Origin of the sequence: Isobaculum melis (assembly GCF_900111355.1) — a bacterium.
Taxonomy (GTDB): domain Bacteria; phylum Bacillota; class Bacilli; order Lactobacillales; family Carnobacteriaceae; genus Isobaculum; species Isobaculum melis.
In genome coordinates, this window is the sequence record NZ_FOHA01000005.1 from 58,543 (window position 1) to 84,112 (window position 25,570).

Here is a 25,570-nt window from a genome sequence, read left to right on the forward strand (position 1 = left end):
AAAAAGAATAGAGGTGTGACAATGGCAAAGGATAAAATTTTATCTCCTGAAGAAGTCATTGAAATGACAAAAGGATATATGAATAAAAACCATGTTGCTTTTGTTAAACGAGCTTGTGAGTATGCTGCTGAAGCACATAAAGATCAATTTAGAAAATCTGGAGAACCTTATTTTATTCATCCTGTCCAAGTAGCTGGGATTCTGGTTCAATTAAAAATGGACCCAGAAACAGTTGCTGCAGGTTTTTTACATGATGTGGTTGAAGATACATCTGTCACATTAGAGGACTTAGCAAAAGAATTTTCACCAGCTGTTGCCATGCTTGTTGATGGTGTCACAAAGCTTGAAAAAATTAAATATAAATCACATGAAGAGCAGCAAGCAGAGAATCATCGTAAGATGCTGATTGCAATGGCTCAAGACTTACGTGTGATTATGATTAAATTGGCTGATAGATTGCATAATATGCGCACCTTAAAGCATTTAAGACCAGATAAACAAAGAAGAATTGCAAATGAAACCCTAGAAGTTTATGCACCGCTTGCGCATCGTTTAGGGATTAGCTTAATTAAATGGGAATTAGAAGATACTGCACTGCGTTATTTAAACCCACAACAGTATTACCGAATTGTTCATCTTATGAAGACGAAACGAGAAGAAAGAGAAGAGTATATTACAGACTCTATTGATAAAATCCAGCAATCTGTTGATGAAATGAAGCTACAAGCAAAAATCTATGGTAGACCAAAGCATATCTACTCTATTTATCGTAAAATGCGCGATCAAAAAAAACAATTTGATGAAATTTATGATTTATTAGCAATTCGTGTATTAGTGGATTCTATTAAAGATTGTTATGCTGTTTTAGGGGCTATTCATACCAGATGGAAACCCATGCCTGGCCGTTTTAAAGATTATATTGCTATGCCTAAAGCCAATATGTATCAGTCTCTGCATACAACGGTGATTGGTGAAAATGGTAACCCCTTAGAAGTTCAAATTCGTACCTTTGAAATGCATGAAGTAGCAGAATTCGGGGTTGCTGCACATTGGGCGTATAAAGAAGGGAAGACAGATCCAGTTGAAGAAAAATCCCCTGATAACCAATTAGGTTGGTTTAGTGAGATTTTAGATTTACAGGATGATTCAAGCGATGTTTCTGACTTTATGGAAAGCGTAAAAGGAGACATCTTTGCTGATAAAGTGTATGTATTTACACCTAAAGGAGATGTCAGTGAGCTTCCTTCAGGAGCAGGTCCACTAGATTTTGCTTATCATATTCATACTGAGATTGGTAATAAAACCATTGGTGCTAAAGTCAATGGAAAAATTGTCCCACTTGATTATAAATTAAAAACAGGAGATATTGTTGATGTCATGACTTCTCCTAATTCATTTGGACCAAGTCGCGACTGGGTAAGCCTTGCTTCCACTAGTAAAGCAAGAAATAAAATTAAACGCTTCTTTAAATTACAGGATCGAGAAGTCAATATTGAAAAAGGGCGAGATATGCTCGAAAAGCAATTAAAAGAGCTAGAATTTCTGCCGAAAGACTTTATTAATAAAACTAAAATCCCTCAAATTATTGAGCGATTTAATTTTAATTCTGAAGATGATTTAATGGCAGCGATTGGTTATGGTGAATTGACGGCCTTAACCGTTGCCAATCGAATGACTGAAAAAGAACGTAGAGAAAGAGACAATGAAAAGAAAAATCGAACAGTAGATGAAATGCCTCCTGAAAAGAAAGAAAATGAAAAAATGAAAATTCGTCATGAAGGTGGCGTTGTGATTCAAGGGGTAGATAATTTATTAGTACGAATTAGTCGTTGTTGTAATCCAATTCCTGGAGATGAAATTGTCGGTTATATTACAAAAGGTCGAGGTATCTCGATTCATCGCAAGGATTGTCCTAATATTCAAGGGGCTGAAGATCTGCAAAACCGTTTAATTGATGTAGAATGGGAAGACACAGCTTCACAGGGAACGGAATATGATGCAGATGTAGTGGTTTATGGCTACAATCGTTCAGGCTTACTGAATGAAGTTTTACAAACGGTAAATAGTATGACAAAAAATCTAAGTAGTGTGAGTGGGAAAGTCGATAAAAATAAAATGGCAACTATTACATTGACAATTGGCATCCAAAATCTAACTCAGCTACAAAAAATCGTGGATAAAATTAAAACGATTCCAGAAGTTTATAGTGTGAAACGAACAACATCATAAGGAAGTGAAGCCATGAAAGTTGTCATTCAAAGAGCAAAAGAAGCAAGTGTAACCATTGAACAGGAGCTAGTAGGCTCAATTAAAAAGGGGCTTGTTTTACTTGTGGGAATTGCACCAGAAGATACAGCAACTGATATTGCTTATCTGGTTGGGAAAATTACTAAAATGAGAATTTTTGAAGATCAAGAAGGAAAAATGAATGATTCCATTATAGATATTGATGGAGAAATTTTATCTGTTTCTCAATTTACACTATTTGCAGAAACGAAAAAAGGGAACAGACCAGGCTTTTCAAAGGCTGCTAAACCTGAAATATCGATTCCACTTTATGAAGCTTTTAATGAAGCTTTAAAAGCAGAAGGGTTAACTGTTGCAACGGGGAAATTTGGTGCAGATATGCAAGTCCAGCTAGTCAATGATGGTCCTGTTACCATTATATTAGATAGTCAAAATAAATAAGTAAAAAAAGAGTTCCTTAATCTGAGCCGACCCCCAAAAGTTAGATTTTCAAGTCTAACTTTTGGGGGTCACTACAATCGAGGGACTCTTTTTTTATTTAAATATAAATTAATTCTTTTGGTGTTCGAGTAAAAGATTCACAGCCATTTTTGGTTACATAGACACAGTCTTCAATACGTACACCTGCTACTCCTGGCACATAAATGCCTGGTTCAATCGAGAAGCACATCCCTTCTTGAATCACCATATCATTTGTTTCAGTAATCGAAGGAAATTCATGAACTGTACTCCCAAGACCATGACCTAAGCGATGGTTAAAATAAGGACCATAGCCTGCTTCTGTAATGATGTTTCGTGCAATTTTATCTAATTCTGAAGCTTTCACACCTGGTTTAATAGCAGCCATAGCAGCTAATTGAGCCTCTAAAACAATTTGATAAATCTTTTTAGCTTCACTAGAGGGTTCACCATAAGCGACAGTTCTTGTTGCATCACTTGTATAACAATTGTGTACCACACCTAAATCAAATAAAATCAATTCATCTTTGACAATTTTTCTAGCCCCTGGATCTCCATGAGGACTAGCAGCATGGTCACCCGCTAAGCAAATTGTGTCAAAACTCATTTTAGCAATGCCTTTTTTCTTTAATTCATATTCAATTTCAGCCACGATTTCTTGCTCCATTTTACCTTCTTTAATCGCTTTAAAGCCTACTTCAAAAGCAAAATCAGCCCATTGCCCAGCTTCTTTCATGATTGCAATTTCATCTGCGGTTTTAATGAGTTTTTGTTGCTGAACAAAATGAGTGATGTCCGTTTCAAAATTTGCCTGAGGAAAGCTAGTGGTTAAAGCTTCAAATCGGTCCAATGTGATAAAGTCTTTTTCAACAGCCCAATGGGTTGAATTTTTCGTTCTTTTTTCAATCTCAGCTTTAATCTTATCCCAAGGATTTTCTGTATCAAGATAGCCCACAACATCATATGACCAATCACTATTTTTAGCATCCTCAGCTTCTAAACCAGGAGTAAATAGGAGAGGGGCATGATCTTTAAATAAAATAAGTGCTAAAATTCTTTCATGAGGCTCACTATGATAACCTGTATAGTAGGCAATATTATTGGGGTTTAACAGAAAGGTAATATCTAAATCAGTTGTTTTTAACCAATCAGTCATTTTTAATAATTGTTCATTCAAAGCATTCACTTCTTTCGTATTTTCTAAGGATATTGTACCACTTTTTTTAGAATATATCTAAAAAGCAAAAAAGAAGGATGAAAGGGTTTTCTGAAAAAAGAAATGAAAGTTTCATGAAAATGGATTAAAAACGTTTGCAAAATTGAAATGTTTCTGTTAGATTGAGTACGAATAGGAACGTTTATCCTAAATAAAGTTAAATAAGGGAGAGAAAAGAATATGGAAAAACAAACCATCACGATTTATGATGTTGCAAGAGAAGCAAATGTTTCCATGGCGACTGTTTCACGTGTTGTTAATGGTAATCCAAATGTAAAGCCAGTTACAAGAAAGAAAGTATTAGAAGTTATTGATCGCTTAGACTATCGTCCAAATGCTGTAGCAAGAGGATTAGCAAGTAAAAAAACCACAACAGTTGGTGTGATTGTACCTGATGTAACGAATGTTTATTTCTCATCATTAGCACGAGGAATTGATGATATTGCAACGATGTATAAATATAATATCATTTTAGCCAATTCTGATCAAAATAATCAGAAGGAAGTTCAAGTATTAAATACCTTACTGGCCAAACAGGTAGATGGTATTATTTATATGGGCTACACAATCTCAGATGAAATGCGAGCTGAGTTTTCACGTGCGAAAACTCCAGTTGTTCTAGCAGGTTCAGTTGATACTGATGAACAAGTAGGGAATGTCAATATTAATTATGAAGAAGCGACCAATGAAGTGATTCAATACTTTATTAAAAAAGGTCATCAAAAAATTGCTTTTATCTCTGGTCCACAATCTGAACCAATTAATGGCATTTATCGCCTAAATGGTTATAAAAAAGCATTAAAAGATGCTGGGATTTCCTTTGATTCAGGCCTTGTTTTTGAAACTGATTACTCTTATCAAAGTGGTGAAAAGCTTTGGGGAGAATTAGCATCAGCAGGAGTAACAGCTGCATTTGTTGGGGATGATGAATTAGCAGTAGGCGTTAAAAATGGTGCAATTGACCATCAAGTAAATATTCCTGAGGATTTTGAAATTATTTCAAGCAATAATTCAAAATTAACAGAGATGGCACGTCCAAAATTAAGTAGTATTACACAACCACTTTATGATATTGGTGCTGTTTCTATGCGTTTATTAACCAAATTAATGAACAAAGAAGAAGTAGAAGAAAAAACAGTTATTCTACCGCATTCTATTGCTTATCGTGGTACAACTAAAGATTAAGTCGAAAAAACACCTTAGCTTATTGAAGCTAAGGTGTTTTTGGATTTAAGAACCATTTCCGTTATTTAATTCAACATCTTGTTTCTTTTTATTTTTTTCTTTCTCTTTACGCTCTTGTTCTTGTTTTTCTGCTTGTGCTTCTTTATCTTTTTTCTCTTTCTCTTCTTTTTCCTCTTTTTCCTTTTTCTCTTTTTCTTCTTCTTCTTTTTTCTTTTTAGCATCTTCTACAATACCATGCCAAAACTTATCTAATTCACCTTGGGTAGCACCTAAAGCAAAATCATATTTAGTTGTTGTAGGAAGGAATTTACTATTGAAGAGTCCTGTGACCATTTCGCCACTTGCTTCAAGCTCAGTACCATCAGGTGCACTTAATTTACCAGGTAGCATCCCAGTTGCTTTTAGCACAGAAGCAGAAACAATACCATTTGGAGCATAGAATGATTCACCTGCGCCCATTACTTCAGGGTTAGCGCCATAAGCAGCATTAGCAAGTCTTGTCCAAACATCAAAGTTTGTTTCATTATAGCTAGCAGAATTTAATCTTCTTGTTACAAATTTATTGTCATAACCGGTCCAAATAGAAAGTGTTACTTTGGGGTTGAAGCCAATAAACCAACCATCTCTAAATTCATCAGTTGTTCCAGTTTTACCAGTCCAATCAGAATTTACAGATAAATTTGCTTTTGATCGTGCACCAGGGCCCCATTGGAAAATACCTCTCATCATATCAAGAAGAAGGTAGGCTGTTTGAGGAGAATAAACACTCTCATTTACTACCGGCTCATGTGCATAAATGACATTTCCCGCCTTATCAGTGATGCGATCAATTAAATATGCATCCACAAAAGTACCATCATTTGCAAAAGTAGCAAAGGCATTTGTTTGTTCTAACACACTGACACCATTTGTTAAGCCACCAAGTGCAGCAGGGCGACTATCGTAATCAGTATCATCAAGGCTAGTGATCCCCATTTCTTTCAATTTATCAATAGGATTAAAGTCTGTGTCATTCATAATCGTTTGATAAATTTTAACTGCAGAATGATTATAAGAAAATTTTAATGCTTCTCGAACTTGGATGAGGCCTGCTTGACCACCATCATAGTTATTTGGAGAATAATTACCTGCAAGTTTTGTATCTGCAACAATTGTACTTGGACTAACAACACCTTTTTCTAAGGCTGGTGCATAAACTAAAATGGGTTTAATGGTAGAACCAGGTTGACGTCTTGTGTCAAAGGCATGATTCAATTGCGTTAATTCGAAGTCTCGACCACCAACAAAAGAAAGGATACGCCCAGTTTCATTATCAATTAAAGTACTAGCTACTTGAACAGGTTCGATTTCTTCAACAACTTGTCCTGTTTCTTCATCCGTATAGGAATAGCTATACGTTGTACCAAGAGCATCGCCATAATCTGCAATCACTTGTTGTTGTGCATCATAAATTGATTTATCAATTGTAGAATGAATTTTTAAGCCATCCATTCGTAAGTTTTTATCCGCGATTTCATAGTACTTATTATATAATTGTTCATCAGCATTGACAGCTTCACTCGTCAAGCCATCTTCTTCATAAAGTTTTTGCATTAAAATCAATCTAGCTTCTTTTTCAATCGCATTATAGACATAACCATATTCAGAAGTAGAAGAGTTTTCAGTAGGTAAGAAATCCTGTGTAATGTCATAAGCAATGGCAATATCATATTCTTCTTGTGTAATAAAATTCTCTCGTAGCATTCTAAATAGAACAGTATTTCTACGTTCAATACCACTGGCTAAATTCTTCCTTAATTCACCAGTGTTTGTATAAGGTGTATAAGCAGAAGGACTTTGTGGTAAGCCAGCTATATAGGCTGCTTGAGATAGTGTTAATTCATTTGCATGTTTTCCAAATATACCAATTGCTGCAGCTTCAACCCCAGCAATATTTTGTCCTTTATTATTACGACCAAATCCTGAAACATTTAAATAGGCTTCTAAAATTTCTTGCTTAGAAAAATGATTTTCTAAATGATAAGCCAATAAAATTTCATTTGCTTTTCGTTTAAAAGAAACTTCATTGGTTAAGATTTGCTGCTTTACCAGCTGTTGGGTTAGTGTTGAACCACCTGTTTGACTAGCTGATCCAGTTACCTCTTGAAGAAGGGCACGAACAACTGCTTTTGGTACAACCCCATCATGTTCATAAAAATGCTCATCTTCAGTAGCAATAATGGCTTGTTGCAAATAAGGAGACATTTCTTGAATGCCAACATTAATACGTACTAAGTCCGTTTTTAAAGTTCCTAGCGGCACATCATTTGCAAAGTACAGATTTGAAACTTCTTCTAAATTATGAATATTTTTTGATAATTCTTCATAAGTAGGCACTTTTTCATCGGAGACGAGATAAGCAAAGTAACCTGCGCCAATACCACCAACTAAACCGCCAATGAGTAAAACAGATACGATGAGAATGATTCCTAATTGTTTAATGACACTAAAGGTAACATTAAACGTAAAGGCTGCCTTATGTAAGGGCATGACCTTTGCTTGATCACTATTGTCATTTCTTTTTTCTTTCTTTAGCGCACGTTTACTAGAAAAATTCGTTTGAACTTTTTTGAAGAAACCGCCGATTTTGCCAAAGATTTTTTTAGAAAATGTAGCCATTCTATGCCAGCTTTTCTTTAGTAGTAATTTAATCTTTTGAAGAAAAGGAGCTAGTTTTTTAAACATTAAACCAATCTTTTTCCATAAATTTGTCAAAAATGGTTTAAATTTTTCATGATAAAATGTCTTTAGCTGTTTGATTATGCGATTCAGCCATTCTCTTATACTGAATTTATTTTGCTGATTCAAGTATGGTTCACCTCAATATTAATCTATTAATTTTACTAAAATTTATATACCTGACTATTATACCAAACACCAGTACTAAAACCTAGATTTTTTTAAAAACAAGTTTTCACAACTTTACCGCGTTAAAGTGTTGACATGTTTTGAGAATGCATGTATGATGTAGAAGAAATAAGTGAATAAAAGAAATGTGAGTGATTCGAATGGAAAAAATGTTCATGCAAAACTTACAATTGAATAACGCTTACTACTATAGCTATTTTAGATGACGTTTGTAAACATGAAATTCATGGGTGCAAGCGAAAGTTTGTATCTATGATGGCTGTAGCATTTTGTCTTACAAAATTTGCCACATAGATGATTGTATAGAATCTATGTGGCTTTCATATTTTTTGGTAACGCGTGCCAAATAAAAGTAGCCCTAATGATTTTATACAATCATTAGGGCTACTTTTTTGTTAATCAGAAATTGGAGGAATGGAAAATGAAGAAAAAGAAAATCATGACAAGTTTATTGATTACAGCAGGTGCACTTTTATTATTAGCAGGATGTGGAAATAACAAAAAGAAGGACAAGGATGTAACCAAAATTGGGATTCTACAATTGATTGAGCATCAAGCCCTTGATGAAACACGAGCAGGCTTTATTGCAGAACTTGAAAAACAAGGCTATAAAGAAGGAGAAGATGTAGATATTGACTTTCAAAATGCGCAAGGGGATCAAGCGAATCTAAAGAGTATGAGTGATCGTTTAGCCAGTGATCAGAATGACCTGAATTTAGCGATTGCGACACAAGCAGCACAATCATTAATTTCAGCAGATAATGAAACACCCACTTTATTTACAGCTATTACAGATCCTATTGATGCAGGACTTGTCAAAGATGTCGATAAACCAGGTGGAAATATTACGGGTACAAGTGATATGGTTCCTGTGAAAGAGCAGATTAAATTACTTCAATCCATTGTACCAAATGCAAAAAAGGTGGGTCTACTTTACAACTCTAGTGAACCTAATTCCAAATTACAGATTGAATTAGCAAAAAAAGAATTAGACAAACTGAATATTGAATACCTTGAAATGACAGTTACTTCAACGAATGATGTTGAGCAAGTGACCAGAAGTATTGCTAAGAAAGTGGATGCAATCTACATTCCATCTGATAATACCTTTACATCAGCAATGTCAACAGTGGGAGATATTTCTAAAGAAACGCAAATTCCTGTGATTCCTGCTACTGGCCCAATGGTTGAATTAGGAGGCATAGCAACTTACGGGATTGACTACTTTAAATTAGGTGAGCAGACGGCACAAATGGCTGTTAAAATCCTAAAAGGAGAGGCAACACCAGAAACGATGCCAGTTGAAACCTTAGAAAGCTTAAGCTTAATCATTAATGAAGAAATGGCAAAAAAATTAGGCATTGACCCAACATCTATTAAGGCACCTCAATAAAAGAATTGTAAGAATATAAAAAATAGTTTGACAATAGCGACCGAGTTGTTTTATACTTGGTAACAAGATTGAATGATGGAGTGATTGATAATGGAAAATATGAAACAACATCAAACACAACTAAATACTTTCAACTTTAGCTATTTTAGACGCTGTTTGTAGTCATGACATTGATTCATGGGTACAAACAAAAGTTTGTATCTATGATGGCTAAAGCAATTTAACTTGCAAATTTTTGCCACATAGAGAAAATAAATCTATGTGGCTTTTTCATTGGTTTCCTGAGCGGATCCCTTAGGAACTTGTTGAATCCCATGTAGATGATCAATTATCTACATGGGATTTTTTTGCATACTACTAGGAGGAAAAAACAATGAAAAAAAGTTATTTATTAACCGTTTGTATGACAGCTTTGGTTTTATTATTAGCAGCATGTGGTGGAAAGAAAGATAAGGAAGTGGATCTTTCAATAGGAATACTTCAGTATGTAGAACATGGTTCTCTTGATGCAGCAAGAGAAGGATTTATTGAAGAACTAGAAAAAAATGGGTATGTAGAAGGCAAAAATTTAAAAATTGATTATCAAAATGCGCAAGCAGATACAGCAAATTTAAAATCAATGAGTGAACGATTAGTGAGTGATAAAAATGATGTGAATTTAGCCATTGCCACCCCAGCAGCAGTTGCTTTAGCAAATGAAGATAGCGAAACCCCAATGGTGATAACTGCAGTAACAGATGCAGTAGATGCTAAATTAGTGAAAGACAATGACAAGCCAGGAGGCAATGTAACAGGAACAATTGATTTAGTTCCAATTGAAGATCAAATTAAATTATTGCTTTCAATTAAACCTGATGCTAAAACAGTTGGACTCATTTATAACACAAGTGAAACCAATTCAGAGATTCAAGCAAAACTCGCAGAAAAAGAATTAAAAGCAGCTGGAATTACTGTAAAAACAGTTACTGTAACAAGTAGTAATGATGTCCAACAAGCCTTAACTAGCGTGTTAAAAGAAGTAGATGCACTGTATATTCCAACTGATAATATAATGGCTGCTAGTATGGCGACTGTTGGTCAATTAGCAAAAGAATATCAAGTGCCAGTCATTCCAGGCTCAACAGATATGGCAAAAGATGGAGGCCTTGCAACATATGGGATTGATTATAAAAAATTAGGGCAACAAACAGCTAGAATGGCGCTTAGAATTACTGAAGATGGTGAAAACCCAAGTGAAATGTCCATTGAAAAATCAGAAATTCTTGAATTAGTTGTAAATGAAGAAATGGCGAAAGCATTAGGAATAGATCCAGCAAGTATCAAAATCGATGAGTAAGAATTGAAAGTAGGGATGGAATAAAATGAGTATCATATTATCAAGTACGTCACAAGGTTTGTTATGGGCAATTATGGCAATAGGTGTTTACCTCACATTTAGAATATTAGATATAGCCGATTTAACGGCAGAAGGGAGTTTTCCATTAGGGGCTGCTGTTTGTGCACAACTGCTTGTAAACGGTTGGTCGCCATTATGGGCAACCTTAGCAGCGATGCTAGCAGGTGTTTTAGCAGGATGGGTTTCTGGTCTACTTCATACCGTTTTAAAAATACCAGCTTTACTAACTGGTATTTTAACCATGACAGCTTTATATTCTATTAATTTGAGAATTATGGGGAAAGCCAATGTTAATATTCAAATGAATGATACCCTCATTACTTGGTTAACTGACACAGGCTTAAGCAAAAATAATGCTGTATTAGTTTTAGGTATCATCGCTGTAACAATTGTCATCACCATTTTATACCTCTTTTTTAATACAGAATTTGGTTTAAGCATTCGTGCAACAGGAAACAATGAAGAAATGAGTCGTGCAAATGGGATTAAAACAGGCGTGATGCGTGTGATTGGCTATATGCTATCAAATGGATTAATTGCCTTATCTGGTGCACTAATGATGCAAAATAACGGCTATGCAGATATTAATATGGGGATTGGAACAATTGTTATTGGCTTGGCATCCATTATCATCGGAGAAGTAATATTCCCTAAAATTACTTTAGGAAAACGCCTTGTGATGATTGTTATCGGAGCGATTATTTACCGACTCATTATTGCAGCTGTTTTAGAATTAGGTGTTGCACCGACAGATTTAAAATTGTTCTCAGCAATCATCTTAACCATCTGCTTATCGGCACCACTTGTACGCACAAAATTATTGGCATTTATCCTGCCAAGCAAAGAAAGAAAGGTGTAGAAAATGGAAAAAGTTTTAGAATTGAAGAAAGTGCATAAAACCTTTGAAGTAGGTACACCAAATGAAAATCATGTCTTAAAAGGCATTGATTTAACCATCCATCAAGGTGATTTTGTCACGATTATTGGCGGAAATGGCGCAGGAAAATCGACCTTATTAAATATTATTGCAGGAAATTTTCCAGTAGATGAAGGAACAATTAGCTTAAAGGGCCAAGAGGTTACTAAAAAGAAAATGGAAGCTCGTTCAAAAGAAATCGGTCGTGTTTTCCAAGATCCTCGTACAGGAACCGCAACAGGCTTAACAATTGAAGAAAACCTAGCGCTGGCTTTACGGCGTGGCAAACACAAAAGACTTTTCAAGATGGGCATTCGCAAAACTGAAAAAGAATTTTTTAAAGAACAGCTAAAACGCTTAGAATTAAATCTTGAAAACCGCTTAAAATCAGAAGTAGGGTTACTATCTGGAGGTCAAAGACAAGCTTTGACCTTACTGATGGCCACATTAGTAACACCTCAATTATTACTTTTAGACGAGCATACTGCTGCTCTGGATCCTAAAACAAGTGCAAGTGTATTAGCTTTAACCAATCAAGTTGTAGCAGAGAGTCAACTCACAACATTTATGATTACTCATAATATGGAAGATGCCTTAAAATATGGCAATCGCTTGATTATGCTACATGATGGAAAAATCGTAGTGGATGTTGCAAGAGAGGAAAAAGCTGATTTATCTGTTTCAGATTTACTAACATTATTCCATAAAAATAGCGGTGAAAGCTTAACCGATGATAGTTTGCTTCTTGCATAATATGAAAACAAATAAAAGGTTGAAGAAATGTTTCATTTCTTCAACCTTTTATTGAGATAGTGCACGATTTATTCCACTTCATACATAATCGCAAATGCACCAGGACCAGCATGTGTCATAATACTCGGACTAGCATATTCTACTAAAAATTGCGCATTTGGAAAATGTTCTTTTAATTTATCAATTACAGCTTCTTGAATCGCTTCTAGACCACCAATATGGCTAATCCCAATTGAAACAACACTTTTAGCTTGCTGCATTTCTTCTATTAAATGATCCACATATTTAAACATAGGCTTCATGCCACGTCCTTTAGTAGCAGGATAGAGTTCGCCATCCTTCATCCCAAGCATGATTTTCATATTAAGGAAAGTAGAGATACGGCCTAAAGTTTTTCCAATTCGACCACCTTTAATCAGATTTTCTAAATTCACTACACAAATATAAAGGGCAGATTTACTACGAATTGTTGTGAGCTTAGATAAAATTTCCTCCATTGAAGCACCATTCAAAGCAAGATTGGCTGCAGCAATCACTTGGAAAGCCAGTGCACGGTCAATAAATTTGCTATCAATTACAGTAACCTTACTAGTTGTCATTCCAGCAGCTTGATGTGCAGCTTGAACAGTTCCACTTAAGCCTTCTGTTAAATGAAGAGAGAGGATTTCACTGCCATCAGCACCTAACTCATTATAAACATCAATAAAATTCCCAATTGCGGGTTGTGATGTTTTAGGCAACGTTTCACTTGCATTCATTTTGGTTAAAAATTCTTCTTTTGTAATAGAGACACCATCAATATATATTGTATTGTCAATCATTGCTGTTAATGGGACAATCGTAATGTTTAAGTCATTGATTTCTTTGTCAGTTAGTTGGACAGTAGAGTCCGTTACAATTTTAATTTTAGTCATGTTGGAGCACTTCCTTCAAAGGATATTTTTAATTGTTAATACCCATAGCATATCAAATAATTACGAAATAAGATAGCAAAAAAATTAGTACCTAGTATTATTTTTTTATAAAAAAGCTGAAAGTCACTTTTAGAAGCTTTCTTAAAAAAAAATATGTTATACTATTTAGGGCTTTAATGAAAAGTTAAGAAGAAGGTAGGTAATTTCATGGAAGGCATTCTCCCGTTGTGGAAAGAACGTGGTATGACAAGCCACGATTGTGTATTTAAATTAAGAAAAATTTTACAAACAAAAAAAATAGGACATACAGGAACCTTAGACCCAGATGTTGATGGGGTATTGCCGATTTGTATCGGACGTGCAACAAAGGTTGTTGAATATATGGTAGATTCTGGAAAAGCTTATGTGGGTGAAATAACTTTAGGCTATAGTACAACAACTGAGGATAGCAGTGGAGAAGTTGTTGCCAAAAAAGCAGTAGAAGCACCAATTTCTGAGGAAGAAATAGATGTAATGATGGCAATGTTTAGAGGCGAGATTACCCAAATTCCGCCAATGTATTCGGCTGTCAAAGTAAATGGAAAAAGACTATATGAATATGCACGAGCAGGAGAAATAGTAGAACGACCAAAAAGAATTGCAATGATTGAACAATTTGTAAGAACTTCAACTCCTATCTGGGATGAAGTCGCACAAACCATCTCATGGAAGTTTGAAGTCACTTGCGGTAAAGGAACCTATGTCAGAACACTAGCAGTTGATTTAGGCGAGAAATTAGGTTATCCTGCGCATATGTCTGATTTAACCAGAACCTCAAGTGGAAAATTTAACGTGAGTGATTGTGTCACTTTAGCGCAAGTAGTAACATTAATGGAAGAAAATCAAATCGAAGAAAAGCTAGCACCTCTTGAATATGGTTTATCCGCCTTTCCTTTTGTGGCTTTAGATGATCAGACTTGGGAAAAAGTTAAAAATGGTGGACTCTTACTGAAAAAGGACTATGCAGATTATGCAGTACCTTTTGTTGTGACCTATCATGATAAAGCTTGTGCTATTTATGATGTCCATCCAAGCAAAAAAGAGTTATTAAAACCAGTAAAAGTCTTAAGAAATCAATTAGATTAATACTATTAAACGTAAAGGAAGCAAGAAATTATGGAAATTATACACATTCATCATCCCTATGAAGCAACACGAATCCCAGCTGATAAAGTAGTTTTGGTTTTAGGTTTTTTTGATGGGGTTCATAAAGGGCATCAAGCTTTAATTGAAAAAGCAAAAGAGTTAAGCAAAGAGAAAAATCTAAAAGTAGCTGTGATGACGTTTGATCCGCATCCATCTGTAGTCTTTCAAAAAATTGATCCAGAAAAAATGAAATATCTCTCTACCTTATCTATCAAAGAAGACTTAATGGCAGCGCTTGGTGTAGAAATCTTATATGAGGTGCAGTTTACTTCTTCATTTGCAAAATTAACACCAGAAGAGTTTGTAGAAGACTATATTATTGGGCTAAATGCTGAGCATATTGTCGCTGGCTTTGATTATACTTATGGGCCAAAAGACATTGCGAATATGGAGAGATTACCAGGTTATGCCAAAGGAAGATTTGGTATTTCAATGATTGAAAAGCAAACTTTAAATGATGAAAAAATTAGTTCAACTAGAATCCGTTTAGCATTAGATGCTGGTCATCTTGAAGAGGCAAATCGGCTCTTAGGCTATGAGTATACAATGAGGGGAAGAGTGGTGCATGGAGATGCTAGAGGAAGAACCCTAGGCTTTCCAACCGCAAATATTCAAATAGAGCAAGGCGTTCATGTTCCTAGAATTGGTGTATATGCAGTTAAAATACTAGTGAATCGCACTTGGCATCACGGGATGGCATCAATTGGCTATAATGTGACCTTTGAAGCGGATCGACCAATGACAGTAGAAGTTTATATTTTGGATTTTGATGAAGATATTTACGGGGAACCTGTTAGTGTTGCGTGGTGTCATTACTTAAGAGATGAAATTAAATTTTCTGGGATTGAACCATTAATTACGCAACTAAAGCAAGATGAAGTTGATACACGAGCATTTTTTAAGAAATAACGTTTATGTTTCATCAGTAGAAAATTGTTTATCTTTGTTCATGTGAGAAATGAAGGAAGATATGTTATGGTTGATTCGAAAAAGAACCTGCCTTTTGGCCACCGTTTACCGAGGCAATTTATGCTTTTTTAGAAGTAATTAAGGGATTGGGATAAACTTTTTAGTTTTGTCCCAATCCCGCTTATAGAGCCGTTTAAAAGACGGTGACTATATTTTGTCTAGTTAAGCCATCTAATTAACCGCTAAGTGGATTAGATGGTTATTTTTGTGGCTTGTTTTTGTCTATCAGCAACACAACTAAGGTTGCAAAAGCAATCATTAGTATGAGTGCTTCAAAGTTAGGCAATGATGATAGAATATGTTAGAATATTGTGAGCATCGGGTGACAAGGAGATAAAATTAACTGCTTATCGTCTATTTTTATGATGACTGATAAGCCTGAGAGATGCTCTTTGACTTAAATTAATTACAAATTTCTTTTTAGCATTTTTACCGTTTAAGAAGAATATTTTATTCGTGTAGATAGTTATTTGAAAAAATGAGATGCTTTTGTATTTTGAAAGGAACATGATAAATGATAAATAAGAAGGAAAACAGTCATAACCAAGTCGGAGCGTATATCCACATTCCATTTTGTGAACATATCTGCTTCTATTGTGATTTTAATAAGGTTTTTCTAGAAGGGCAGCCAGTCGATGAATATGTAGAAATGCTACTTAGAGAAATGGCGTTAACCGCTCAAAATAAGGGGATTTCTCCCATAGAAACCATCTATGTTGGTGGGGGAACACCAACTACGTTAACACCAAAACAATTAGATCGATTGCTAACAGGAATGCGTGAAATACTACCATTTAAAAGAGGCAATGAGTTTACCTTTGAAGCAAACCCAGGTGATTTATCAATTGAAAAATTAAGTGTTTTAAAAGAACATGGTGTCAATCGTTTAAGTATGGGGGTCCAAACATTTAATGATCATTTGTTGAAGAAAATAGGGCGTATTCATCGAGCGGAAGATGTTTATCGTTCCATTGAACATGCTAGAAAAGTTGGCTTTGAAAATATTAGTATTGATTTGATTTATCGTTTACCTAATCAAACAGAGGATGATTTTAAAGATAGCTTAACCAAGGCACTCGCCTTAGAATTACCACATTATTCTACCTATTCTTTGATTTTAGAGAATAAAACCATTTTTTATCAACTGATGCGTCAAGGGAAGTTACCTTTGCCTACAGAAGATGCGGAAGCGAATATGTATCAATATGCCATTGATATGATGGCTGCAAAAGGTCGCCAGCAATATGAAATTAGTAATTTTGCATTACCAGGTTTTGAATCTAAGCATAACTTATTGTATTGGAAAAATGAGGGGTATTATGGATTTGGTGCAGGTGCTCATGGCTATACTCATGGCATTCGTTATCAAAATTATGGGCCCATTCAGCAGTATTTGACACCTTTACGAGATCAAAAACTTCCTATTCTAAGAGAAAAAGAATTATCATTAGAAGCAAAAATGGAAGAAGAAATGTTTTTAGGGCTAAGAAAGCTAGAGGGGATTAATACCGTTCATTTTGCTGAAAAATTTCAGGTTGAATTCTTAGCTGTCTACCAAGAAGTTTTTAACAATTTAGTTAATAAGAAGCTGTTAGAAAAAGAAGGGGACTGGATTCGCTTAACACCACAAGGAAAATTTTTAGGCAATGAAGTTTTTCAAGCCTTTTTAATGAATTAAATCTTAAGTTACTTTTGTGATAAAACAAAAGTAGCTTTTTTGTCTATTATATAGATTGAAAGTAGCCAATTTTATTAAAATAATGTCATTGTTTTCCAAAAAGGAATTATGGTAAAATGATATTGCTTATATGGAAAGTTGGTGAAAAGATGGAAACAAAAGATCGCATTATCGAACTACGAGAAAAATATGATTTAAATCAAAAAGAGCTTGCGGAAAAAGCGGGGATTAATAAAAGTGTCATGAACCGTATTGAAGCAGGAACACGTCAAATTTCTGAAAGAGAATTAGCAAAATTCGCTGATATTTTTGAATCATCTGCTGATTATTTATTGGGAAGGGCTGAAACAAAGCAACCAAATCAAAAGCTTGCAAAAACTGACTTAGGGACAGCTTTGAATCAAATTTTGTACACCTTAGAAAATGAGGAGAATATTTGTATTCATCATACCGTTATCCCAGATGAGGATGTCAAGCTACTGAAGGCTTCTGTTCATCAGGCAGCTATTCTTGCAAAAGAAATCAGTAGGAAAAATCAATAATAAAAATTTCAAATTAAAAAAGGAATAAAACTAAAAAAATAGTTTTATCCCTTTTTTTTATGACATAATATTGACATCGTCAGCAACTTTCCAAGGTTCTTTAGCATTGATATGATCATAAAACATAATGCCATTTAAATGATCAATTTCATGTTGAACAACAATTGCTGGGTATTTTCTGAGTCTCGCTTTTTGAGTTTCTCCATTTAAATCCGTATACTCTAATGAAATTCTACTATGTCTCACAACATAACCAGGAACTTCACGATCAACAGAAAGACAGCCTTCGCCTTCAGATAAGCAAGTTTCTTCCACAGAATGACTTAAAATTTTAGGATTCATCATAACTGCGCTAAATAAAGGCTCATCAGGATTTTCAACATTTGGTACATGAACAGCAATCACACGCTCAAGCCAGTCAATTTGTGGGGCAGCTAATCCAACTCCGCCTCTTAATTGATATTTTTCAGAGATTTCAGCATCTTGGCTATTTTTTAAGAACTGAAGCATTTCCTCAGCCTTTTGTTTCTGTTCTTCTGTTAAAGGAAACATAACTTCTTTAGCAACTTTTTTTAAAGAAGGGTGCCCTTCGCGGATAATATCATCCATTGTAATCATATCTATTTCCTCCATTCCAAATCCGTTTCTTCATTTGAATATTTTACCAGTAAACGACAATAAATGCTAGGTTTCTTATTCAACCATTGAATTGATTCAGGCGAAAAATACTAGATTTCAACAAAGAAAAATGAGATAATGATGAGAAATAATGAATAAATTAACTAGAAGAGGTGATTGGATGCAAACAGCAACAGCTTATGTGAACGCAGTCTATGAAAAGGCTTGTCAAAAGGATACCGAGCAAAAGGAATTTTTACAAGCATTAAAAGAGTTTTTTGATACCATTACACCTGTTTTAGCCCAACATCCTCAATTAATAGAAGAAAATATTTTAGAACGATTAATTGAGCCTGAACGCATTTATCAATTTAGAGTACCTTGGACAGATGACCAAGGAAAAGTACAAGTAAATCGTGGTTTTCGTGTTCAATATAATGCAACAATTGGTCCTTATAAAGGGGGCTTACGTTTTCATCCAAGCGTGAATCAAAGCATTATGAAATTTTTAGGCTTTGAGCAAACCTTTAAGAACTGTCTGACTGGTTTACCAATTGGTGGTGGCAAAGGTGGAAGTGACTTTGATCCAAAAGGAAAAAGTGACAGAGAAGTGATGCGTTTTTGTCAGAGCTTTATGACAGAACTACAAAAATATATAGGGCCAGATCAAGATGTACCTGCTGGTGATATTGGTGTTGGTTCCCGGGAAATTGGCTACTTATTTGGTCAATATAAAAAAATAAACAGTTATCAAGCAGGAGTCATAACTGGAAAGCCAATTCCGATGGGCGGAAGTCTTGGTCGTACAGAAGCAACTGGTTATGGTTTGGTTTATTTTGCAAATGAAATGCTAAAAGAAGCAAACCAAAGCTTTAAAGGACAAAGAGTGGTTGTCTCCGGAAGCGGAAATGTTGCAATTTATGCGATTAAAAAAGTGCATGAACTTGGTGGAACTGTCATTGCTTGTTCAGATTCAAATGGCTATATTTTTGATAAAAATGGAATAGATGTAGCAACACTTAAGCAAGTGAAAGAAGTTGAGCGCAAAAGACTAACAGCTTATTTGGAAAAAAATCCTAAAGCAACCTATCATGAAGGTAATGTTTGGCAATTAGAAGCAAACTTTACAATTGCACTTCCTTGTGCGACTCAAAATGAAATCGATGAAGTTGCTGCAAAACATATTCTGGCAAAGGGTGTGTTCGCTGTTGTTGAAGGAGCCAATATGCCAAGTGATTTAGCGGCTATCGCGTGTTATCATGAAGCAGGTATTTTATATGGACCATCAAAAGCAGCCAATGCAGGTGGTGTTGCGGTATCAGCTCTTGAAATGAGTCAAAATAATCTTCGACTAAGTTGGACATTGGAAGAAGTAGATGAAAAATTAAAAGAAATTATGAAAACAATCTTCCTAACCTGTCGAAATACAGCAAAAGCCTACGGTGTCGCTGGTAATTATTTAAGTGGTGCAAATATTGCAAGTTTTCTAAAGATTGCGGAAGCTATGGTGGCTCAGGGGGTTGTGTAAGGAATACGATGCTTCATGATTCATTAAGTAAAGAGAACATAGCAAAGGGAGGCGAGCTTTTTGAAAAAAGAAGTCGTGAACTTATGGGAACATATCAACCAACAAAATTGGACGCATTTAACGGCTTATTTTGTAGAAGATGCAATCATCAATTGGCATGATACAAATGAACAATTTAATGTAGCAGAGTTTGTTCAAGCAAATGCCTGTTATCCAGGAGATTGGCAGATTCAAATAGAACGATTAGAGCAAATTGGAAAATTAGTAATCTCAGTTACTAAAGTTAGTTTGTCCGATGGAAAACAGTCTTTCCATGCGACTTCATTTTTTCATTTTGAACACAATAAAATTGCTCAGTTAGATGAATACTGGAGTGAAATTACACAAGCGCCTCAGTGGCGACAGGATAAAAGGATTGGACGGCGGATTGAATAAAATATTGCCTTAATTAGGTAAACTTCTCAAAAAAGTGATACTAAGCTATCACTTTTTTGTTATTGACTTAGAAAGATTTCGGTTTATCGGTGCAAATCAATCAAACAGAGAGTGCACATCATTTTTTATTCCTCATTCTTTGATTGAATGAAAAATACAATAGCCAAGACAAGTTGCGTAAAACATAAGAAATACATTAAAGTTGGTGGATCAAATCGATAGTATGTATTAAATAAACGATTTACGACCAAAACCATCCCCAAAAAACTAAGTAAAAATTAAATGCCTGCAAAAAAGTATAACTTTTCCATATGGTTTCCCCCTTTATTTGATAATAGCATAAATTATTTTATTTTTTTAATGGGTAACATATTCACATATTTTTATAAAAAAATCTCGAAAATAGAAAATAATATTTTTTTCTTTCTATATAATAATGCGACTCTTTTACCGTTATGAAGCACCTCATAAATCAGATGTGAATACCAATAAATGAACCATTAAAGGTTGACGAAATAGAAAATCTGCGTTACAGTGAGTATGTAAACAACGAAATATTTGCTTCTGTTAGGTGAGGCTCCTATATGGAAAAATGCTGCTGCCCAAAAATATCGAGAGATGCCAATGGGTCAACAAGTTTGGTCGGATTAAGGCCATTTTTAACGTAGCTGATTTGAGAAAATCTACGCCATATAGTGCTAAAGCTCGATGATGGGGAATTTTGGATGAACTGCTTGTATTTGGGCAGGCTTCAATTTTATTTGTGGATGATGTCTTATCATGCCCATACTCTGATTCGAGTATGGGCATTTTTGTTGTGAATCAATTGAATGATGATAAGGAGTTGATAGTATATGCAAAGTTTGGTCGTTGTAAAAGATAACCCTGACCCTAGTAGTCAGAACAAGCAAGAAAAGTTAAAACTGAGCAGCGCTATTGATTCTCTTTGGAAATAGTCATGATCTGTTCAGAAATTTCTTTTCTTGCTTAGGAAAGGAAGGATGAGTAACATGATGATGAATAAAGTAAATGTAAAAAAAGAAGAAAGAAAATCTAAAGATACACAATTAAAAAAATTGGCTGTCTTAGATGAAAAGAAATTATTTAAAACTTTAACTATCACTGCTGAGGGGATGACAAGCACTGAAGCAGAAGAAAGACTTGAAAAATATGGTACCAATGAAGTCGCTTCACAAAAACCAACTAGCTGGCCTAAATTATTGCTGCAATCTTTTGAAGATCCGTTTACCTATGTATTGCTCTTATTATTTGCAGTGTCTTTATTTACTAAAGACTATGAAGCTGCAACAGTTATGATCTTAATGGTATTATTCAGCGCAGGTATCCGTTTTATTCAAGAGTATCGTTCACAACAAGCGAGTTTAGCACTAAAGGAAATGATTGAAAATACAGCAGCTGTTATTCGTGATGGCAAGCAACAAGAGATTCCAATGGATGAAATTGTGCCTGGCGATATTGTGATTTTATCTACTGGTGATATGATTCCTGCTGATATGCGTATTTTATGGACAAAAGATCTATTTATTAATCAATCTTCATTAACTGGTGAATCTTTGCCCGTTGAAAAATTCCATGAAGTAGAAGAACTAGATAAAGTTGGCTTTGTCGAAAAAAGTGCATTAGATATGCAAAACTTAACCTTTATGGGCACAGATGTATTAAGTGGACAAGGTCGCGCAGTTGTTTTAAAAACGGGTGGTGAAACCTTCTTTGGCGATATTGCAGCAAATGTTTCAAAAGGAAGAGGCGATACCAGCTTTGATGTTGGTGTCAAAAATGTTAGCAGATTATTGATTCGCTTTATGATGGTCATGGTGCCTGTTGTTTTTCTCATTAATGGGATTACTAAAGGAGATTGGCTAGAGGCTTTCTTCTTTTCTATCGCAGTTGCAGTTGGTTTAACACCAGAAATGCTTCCAATGATTGTAACTAGCAATTTAGCAAAAGGTGCCATTGCAATGTCAAAGAAAAAAGTCATTGTTAAAGAATTAAGTGCTATTCAAAACTTAGGCGCAATGGACATTCTTTGTACTGATAAAACCGGTACAATTACAGAAGATAAAGTTGTTTTAGTTAGACATGTCGATCCATTCGGTAATGAATCAACTAGTGTTTTAGAAATGGCTTATATTAATTCTCGTTATCAAACTGGTTGGAAAAACTTGATGGATCATGCAGTGATTAACTATTTTGATGAAAGTGATTTTAAAGCGCGTTTAAATGTTGAAAAAATTGATGAAATTCCTTTTGATTTTTCTAGAAGACGCTTAACCGTTATTGTTGAGCACAATGGTCATCATCAAATGATTACTAAAGGTGCAGTTGAAGAAATGCTCCGTATTTGTAAATATGTCGAAATCAATGATGAGATTGTTCCTTTAACAGATGAATTAAAAGTGAAAATGACAAAAATTAGTGAAGATATGAATAAAGAAGGCATGCGTGTGATTGGACTTGCTTATAAAAATGATGTGCATAGCAGTCCAACTTATACCGTGAATGATGAAAATGATATGATTTTATCTGGCTTTATGGGGTTCCTTGATCCAGCTAAAAAATCTGCGATTTCTGCAATCAAATCATTACATGAATATGGTGTAAATGTAAAAGTTTTAACTGGTGATAATGATATTGTCTCTAGAAAAGTTTGTCATGATGTTGGGATTGAAGTCGATGAAATCTTATTAGGTTCTGATATTGAAAAAATGAGCGATGAAGCATTATCAAAAGTGGTGGAAGAAATTAATGTATTTGCTAAATTAAATCCAACTCAAAAAGCACGTATCATCAGCTTGTTGCAAAAGAAAGATCATACTGTTGGCTTTATGGGGGACGGAATTAATGATGCAGCGGCACTGAGGACGGCTGATGTTGGGATTTCAGTTGATACTGCTGCTGATATTACCAAAGAAGCAAGCTCTATTATTTTACTTGAAAAGAGCTTAGATGTGCTAGAAGATGGGATGATTGAAGGCCGTACTGTTTTTGGCAATATTCAAAAATATTTAAAAATGACCATTAGTTCTAACTTTGGGAATGTTTTCAGTATTTTAGTAGCAAGTGCATTCTTGCCATTCTTACCAATGCTTTCGATCCAATTGCTTGTTCAAAACCTCGTTTATGATGTGGCACAACTTGCGATTCCTTGGGATAAAATGGATGAAGAAAACTTACGTCAACCAAGAAAATGGAATGCAGGTAGTATGACACGCTTTATGGTAATCATTGGACCTATTAGTTCAATCTTCGATATTTTAACATTCTTACTCATGTGGTTTGTCTTTGGTGCAAATACACCAGCTCAAGCAGCTTTGTTCCATTCAGGTTGGTTTGTCATTGGTCTCATTACACAAACCTTAGTTGTTCATGTGATTCGTACTGAAAAGATTCCATTTATTCAAAGTATTGCGAGCATCCCTGTTTTAATTACAACTGGACTTGCTATTCTAGCAGCTGTGTTAATTCCAAGTAGTCTTTTAGGAGAATGGATTGATTTAGTAGCGTTACCAGGAAATTACTGGGGATGGGCTGCAATGATTGTGGTTGCTTATGTGATTGTGACACAATTAGTGAAACGTTTTTATATTAAAAAATATCATGAATGGTTATAAAATGAAGGCTGACTTTTTGCTGCCGTTTATGGAAACAATAGATGTGTTTGGGATAGAACTTAAAAATTTTATCCCAAGCACTCTTTTTATTGATTCCTTTGTGAAAGAATTATAATAGATACAGATTCAAAAAAACAGAGCGGAAAATATAACAGATTATAAAAATGACTATAACAGTTTGAGGTTGGTTAGACTTATTCAAATAGAATACGCGTAATTTTATATAACAGATGAATGTGAGATTGAAGTAACGTATTGATTGTTATAGAATTCACAAAGTGTGGAGTTCAGCTATTGAGAATACTGGTTAGCAAGGAATTTGGAATAAAAAAGTTTGTGATTCGTGAGACTTTTTCCTTGCAACGGAATTGAAAGCGTGTTATTTTAGTCTTGTAAAGAAAAAAATAATACAGTTTTTAAAATCTGTATAAATGAATCTTACGAAACAAAAAAGATACGTTAAAAGAGAGAGGATGAATTGATAATGGCTAAAGAGACAAAACAAGTTGTCGATTTTGATGCATTAATGGATGAAGTAAACGCTGAATTCCCGATGATTCAGATTTTAGATGAAGAAGGAAAATTAGTAAGTGAAGATGTTCAATTAGATATTACTGATGACGAAATGGTTGAATTAATGAGCAGAATGGTATGGGCTCGTGTGTTAGACCAACGTTCAATCGCTTTAAACCGTCAAGGTCGTTTAGGTTTCTATGCACCAACTGCTGGTCAAGAAGCAAGTCAATTAGCAAGTCATTATGCATTAGAAAAAGAAGACTTCCTATTACCTGGTTATCGTGATGTTCCTCAATTAATTATGCATGGCTTACCATTAAAAGAAGCTTTCTTATGGTCAAGAGGACATGCTGGTGGGAATAAATATGCACCTGAATTACGTGCAATGCCACCACAAATCATTATTGGTGCTCAATATGTTCAAGCTGCTGGTGTTGCGTTAGGTCTTAAAAAACGCAATAAGAAAAATGTAGCGATTACTTACACTGGTGATGGTGGTTCTTCACAAGGAGATTTCTATGAAGGAATCAACTTTGCTGGCGCATATAACGCTCCTGCAATCTTCATTATCCAAAACAATGGCTTTGCTATTTCAACACCTCGCTCTGTTCAAACTAAAGCTAAAACATTAGCTCAAAAAGCTGTAGCAGCTGGTATCCCAGGTGTTCAAGTTGACGGAATGGATGCTCTTGCAGTTTATGCTGTTACTAAAGCAGCTCGTGCTCGTGCAGTAGCAGGAGATGGTCCTACTTTAATTGAAACAATGACTTACCGTTATGGTCCACATACACTTTCTGGTGATGATCCAACTCGTTACCGTACAAAAGAAACAGATGATATTTGGGTGAAACGCGATCCATTAACTCGTATGCGTAATTTCTTAACTGCTAAAGGTCTATGGACAGAAGAAAAAGAAAACGAATTAATTGAAGCGGCAAAAGAAGAAATTAAAGAAGCAATTAAACAAGCGGATCAAGAACCAAAACAAAAAGTTTCAGATTTCTTGAAAAATATGTTTGAAACACCTGATCAACTATTAAAAGAACAAATTGCAACTTTTGAAGCAAAGGAGTCGAAATAA

20 protein-coding genes and 1 riboswitch are annotated in these 25,570 nt (G+C 34.9%); of the genes, 15 read left to right on the plus strand and 5 right to left on the minus strand.

From position 1 onward, the window contains the following. Positions 1-21: 21 nt before the first annotated feature. Positions 22-2,229, plus strand: coding sequence for a RelA/SpoT family protein (locus BMW29_RS05435; RefSeq protein ID WP_092651136.1), 2,208 nt, complete (start codon positions 22-24; stop codon positions 2,227-2,229). Between the two features lie 12 nt (positions 2,230-2,241). After that, the gene (gene dtd / locus BMW29_RS05440) at positions 2,242-2,688 is read left to right on the plus strand and encodes a D-aminoacyl-tRNA deacylase (protein ID WP_092651138.1); all 447 of its coding nucleotides are present in this window, start codon (positions 2,242-2,244) and stop codon (positions 2,686-2,688) included. Positions 2,689-2,785: 97 nt separating this feature from the next. Here the strand turns inward: dtd and BMW29_RS05445 are convergent, their stop codons facing one another. Beyond that, entirely contained in the window at positions 2,786-3,862 is a 1,077-nt protein-coding gene (locus BMW29_RS05445; RefSeq protein WP_218139649.1) for a M24 family metallopeptidase, read from the minus strand. Between the two features lie 240 nt (positions 3,863-4,102). Here BMW29_RS05445 and ccpA point away from each other — a divergent pair, with 240 nt between their 5' ends. Continuing rightward, positions 4,103-5,107 (plus strand): catabolite control protein A, encoded by a 1,005-nt coding sequence (gene ccpA, locus BMW29_RS05450; RefSeq protein WP_092651142.1) that lies wholly within the window; start codon positions 4,103-4,105, stop codon positions 5,105-5,107. Between the two features lie 45 nt (positions 5,108-5,152). Here the strand turns inward: ccpA and BMW29_RS05455 are convergent, their stop codons facing one another. Continuing rightward, the gene (locus tag BMW29_RS05455) at positions 5,153-7,765 is read right to left on the minus strand and encodes a transglycosylase domain-containing protein (RefSeq protein ID WP_177165685.1); all 2,613 of its coding nucleotides are present in this window, start codon (positions 7,763-7,765) and stop codon (positions 5,153-5,155) included. 670 nt (positions 7,766-8,435) lie between these two features. Here BMW29_RS05455 and BMW29_RS05460 point away from each other — a divergent pair. From BMW29_RS05460 to BMW29_RS05475, 4 genes are all read left to right on the plus strand, one after another. Then, entirely contained in the window at positions 8,436-9,407 is a 972-nt protein-coding gene (locus tag BMW29_RS05460) for an ABC transporter substrate-binding protein (protein ID WP_092651146.1), read from the plus strand. A gap of 373 nt (positions 9,408-9,780) precedes the next feature. Beyond that, a complete protein-coding gene (locus tag BMW29_RS05465; RefSeq protein WP_092651148.1) occupies positions 9,781-10,743 on the plus strand; it encodes an ABC transporter substrate-binding protein in 963 nt (320 codons plus the stop codon). A gap of 25 nt (positions 10,744-10,768) precedes the next feature. Beyond that, the gene (locus BMW29_RS05470; protein WP_092651151.1) at positions 10,769-11,662 is read left to right on the plus strand and encodes an ABC transporter permease; all 894 of its coding nucleotides are present in this window, start codon (positions 10,769-10,771) and stop codon (positions 11,660-11,662) included. A gap of 3 nt (positions 11,663-11,665) precedes the next feature. Continuing rightward, on the plus strand, positions 11,666-12,472 hold the full coding sequence (locus tag BMW29_RS05475; protein ID WP_092651154.1) for an ABC transporter ATP-binding protein: 807 nt from the start codon (positions 11,666-11,668) through the stop codon (positions 12,470-12,472). A gap of 68 nt (positions 12,473-12,540) precedes the next feature. Here BMW29_RS05475 and BMW29_RS05480 read toward each other — a convergent pair whose 3' ends face one another. Beyond that, positions 12,541-13,386, minus strand: a complete 846-nt coding sequence (locus tag BMW29_RS05480) for a DegV family protein (RefSeq protein ID WP_092651157.1) — start codon at positions 13,384-13,386, stop codon at positions 12,541-12,543. A 207-nt stretch (positions 13,387-13,593) separates the two neighbouring features. Here BMW29_RS05480 and truB point away from each other — a divergent pair, with 207 nt between their 5' ends. Further along, positions 13,594-14,511 (plus strand): tRNA pseudouridine(55) synthase TruB, encoded by a 918-nt coding sequence (gene truB, locus BMW29_RS05485; RefSeq protein ID WP_092651160.1) that lies wholly within the window; start codon positions 13,594-13,596, stop codon positions 14,509-14,511. A gap of 30 nt (positions 14,512-14,541) precedes the next feature. After that, positions 14,542-15,480 carry a riboflavin biosynthesis protein RibF gene (gene ribF, locus BMW29_RS05490; RefSeq protein ID WP_092651162.1) on the plus strand — a complete coding sequence of 313 codons (939 nt, stop codon included), beginning with the start codon at positions 14,542-14,544 and terminating at the stop codon, positions 15,478-15,480. A 259-nt stretch (positions 15,481-15,739) separates the two neighbouring features. Here the strand turns inward: ribF and BMW29_RS14215 are convergent, their stop codons facing one another. Continuing rightward, entirely contained in the window at positions 15,740-15,826 is an 87-nt protein-coding gene (locus BMW29_RS14215) for a putative holin-like toxin (RefSeq protein WP_425431589.1), read from the minus strand. Between the two features lie 228 nt (positions 15,827-16,054). On the opposite strand from BMW29_RS14215, the gene hemW reads away from it, so the two are divergent. Both hemW and BMW29_RS05500 read left to right on the plus strand, forming a co-directional pair. Further along, positions 16,055-17,218 (plus strand): radical SAM family heme chaperone HemW, encoded by a 1,164-nt coding sequence (gene hemW, locus BMW29_RS05495; RefSeq protein WP_092651164.1) that lies wholly within the window; start codon positions 16,055-16,057, stop codon positions 17,216-17,218. Positions 17,219-17,367: 149 nt separating this feature from the next. Continuing rightward, positions 17,368-17,760, plus strand: a complete 393-nt coding sequence (locus BMW29_RS05500) for a helix-turn-helix domain-containing protein (RefSeq protein WP_092651355.1) — start codon at positions 17,368-17,370, stop codon at positions 17,758-17,760. A gap of 57 nt (positions 17,761-17,817) precedes the next feature. Here the strand turns inward: BMW29_RS05500 and def are convergent, their stop codons facing one another. Beyond that, positions 17,818-18,378, minus strand: a complete 561-nt coding sequence (def, locus tag BMW29_RS05505) for a peptide deformylase (protein ID WP_092651166.1) — start codon at positions 18,376-18,378, stop codon at positions 17,818-17,820. Between the two features lie 181 nt (positions 18,379-18,559). Here def and gdhA point away from each other — a divergent pair, with 181 nt between their 5' ends. The 4 genes from gdhA to pdhA all read left to right on the plus strand — a co-directional run bounded on the left by gdhA (position 18,560) and on the right by pdhA (position 25,570). Then, the gene (gene gdhA / locus BMW29_RS05510) at positions 18,560-19,906 is read left to right on the plus strand and encodes an NADP-specific glutamate dehydrogenase (protein ID WP_092651168.1); all 1,347 of its coding nucleotides are present in this window, start codon (positions 18,560-18,562) and stop codon (positions 19,904-19,906) included. 60 nt (positions 19,907-19,966) lie between these two features. Beyond that, entirely contained in the window at positions 19,967-20,341 is a 375-nt protein-coding gene (locus tag BMW29_RS05515; RefSeq protein ID WP_092651170.1) for a nuclear transport factor 2 family protein, read from the plus strand. A 556-nt stretch (positions 20,342-20,897) separates the two neighbouring features. Then, a riboswitch (M-box (ykoK) riboswitch) is annotated at positions 20,898-21,065 on the plus strand. Between the two features lie 289 nt (positions 21,066-21,354). Then, positions 21,355-23,973, plus strand: coding sequence for a magnesium-translocating P-type ATPase (gene mgtA / locus BMW29_RS05520; RefSeq protein ID WP_092651357.1), 2,619 nt, complete (start codon positions 21,355-21,357; stop codon positions 23,971-23,973). 484 nt (positions 23,974-24,457) lie between these two features. Next, positions 24,458-25,570, plus strand: a complete 1,113-nt coding sequence (gene pdhA, locus BMW29_RS05525) for a pyruvate dehydrogenase (acetyl-transferring) E1 component subunit alpha (RefSeq protein WP_092651172.1) — start codon at positions 24,458-24,460, stop codon at positions 25,568-25,570.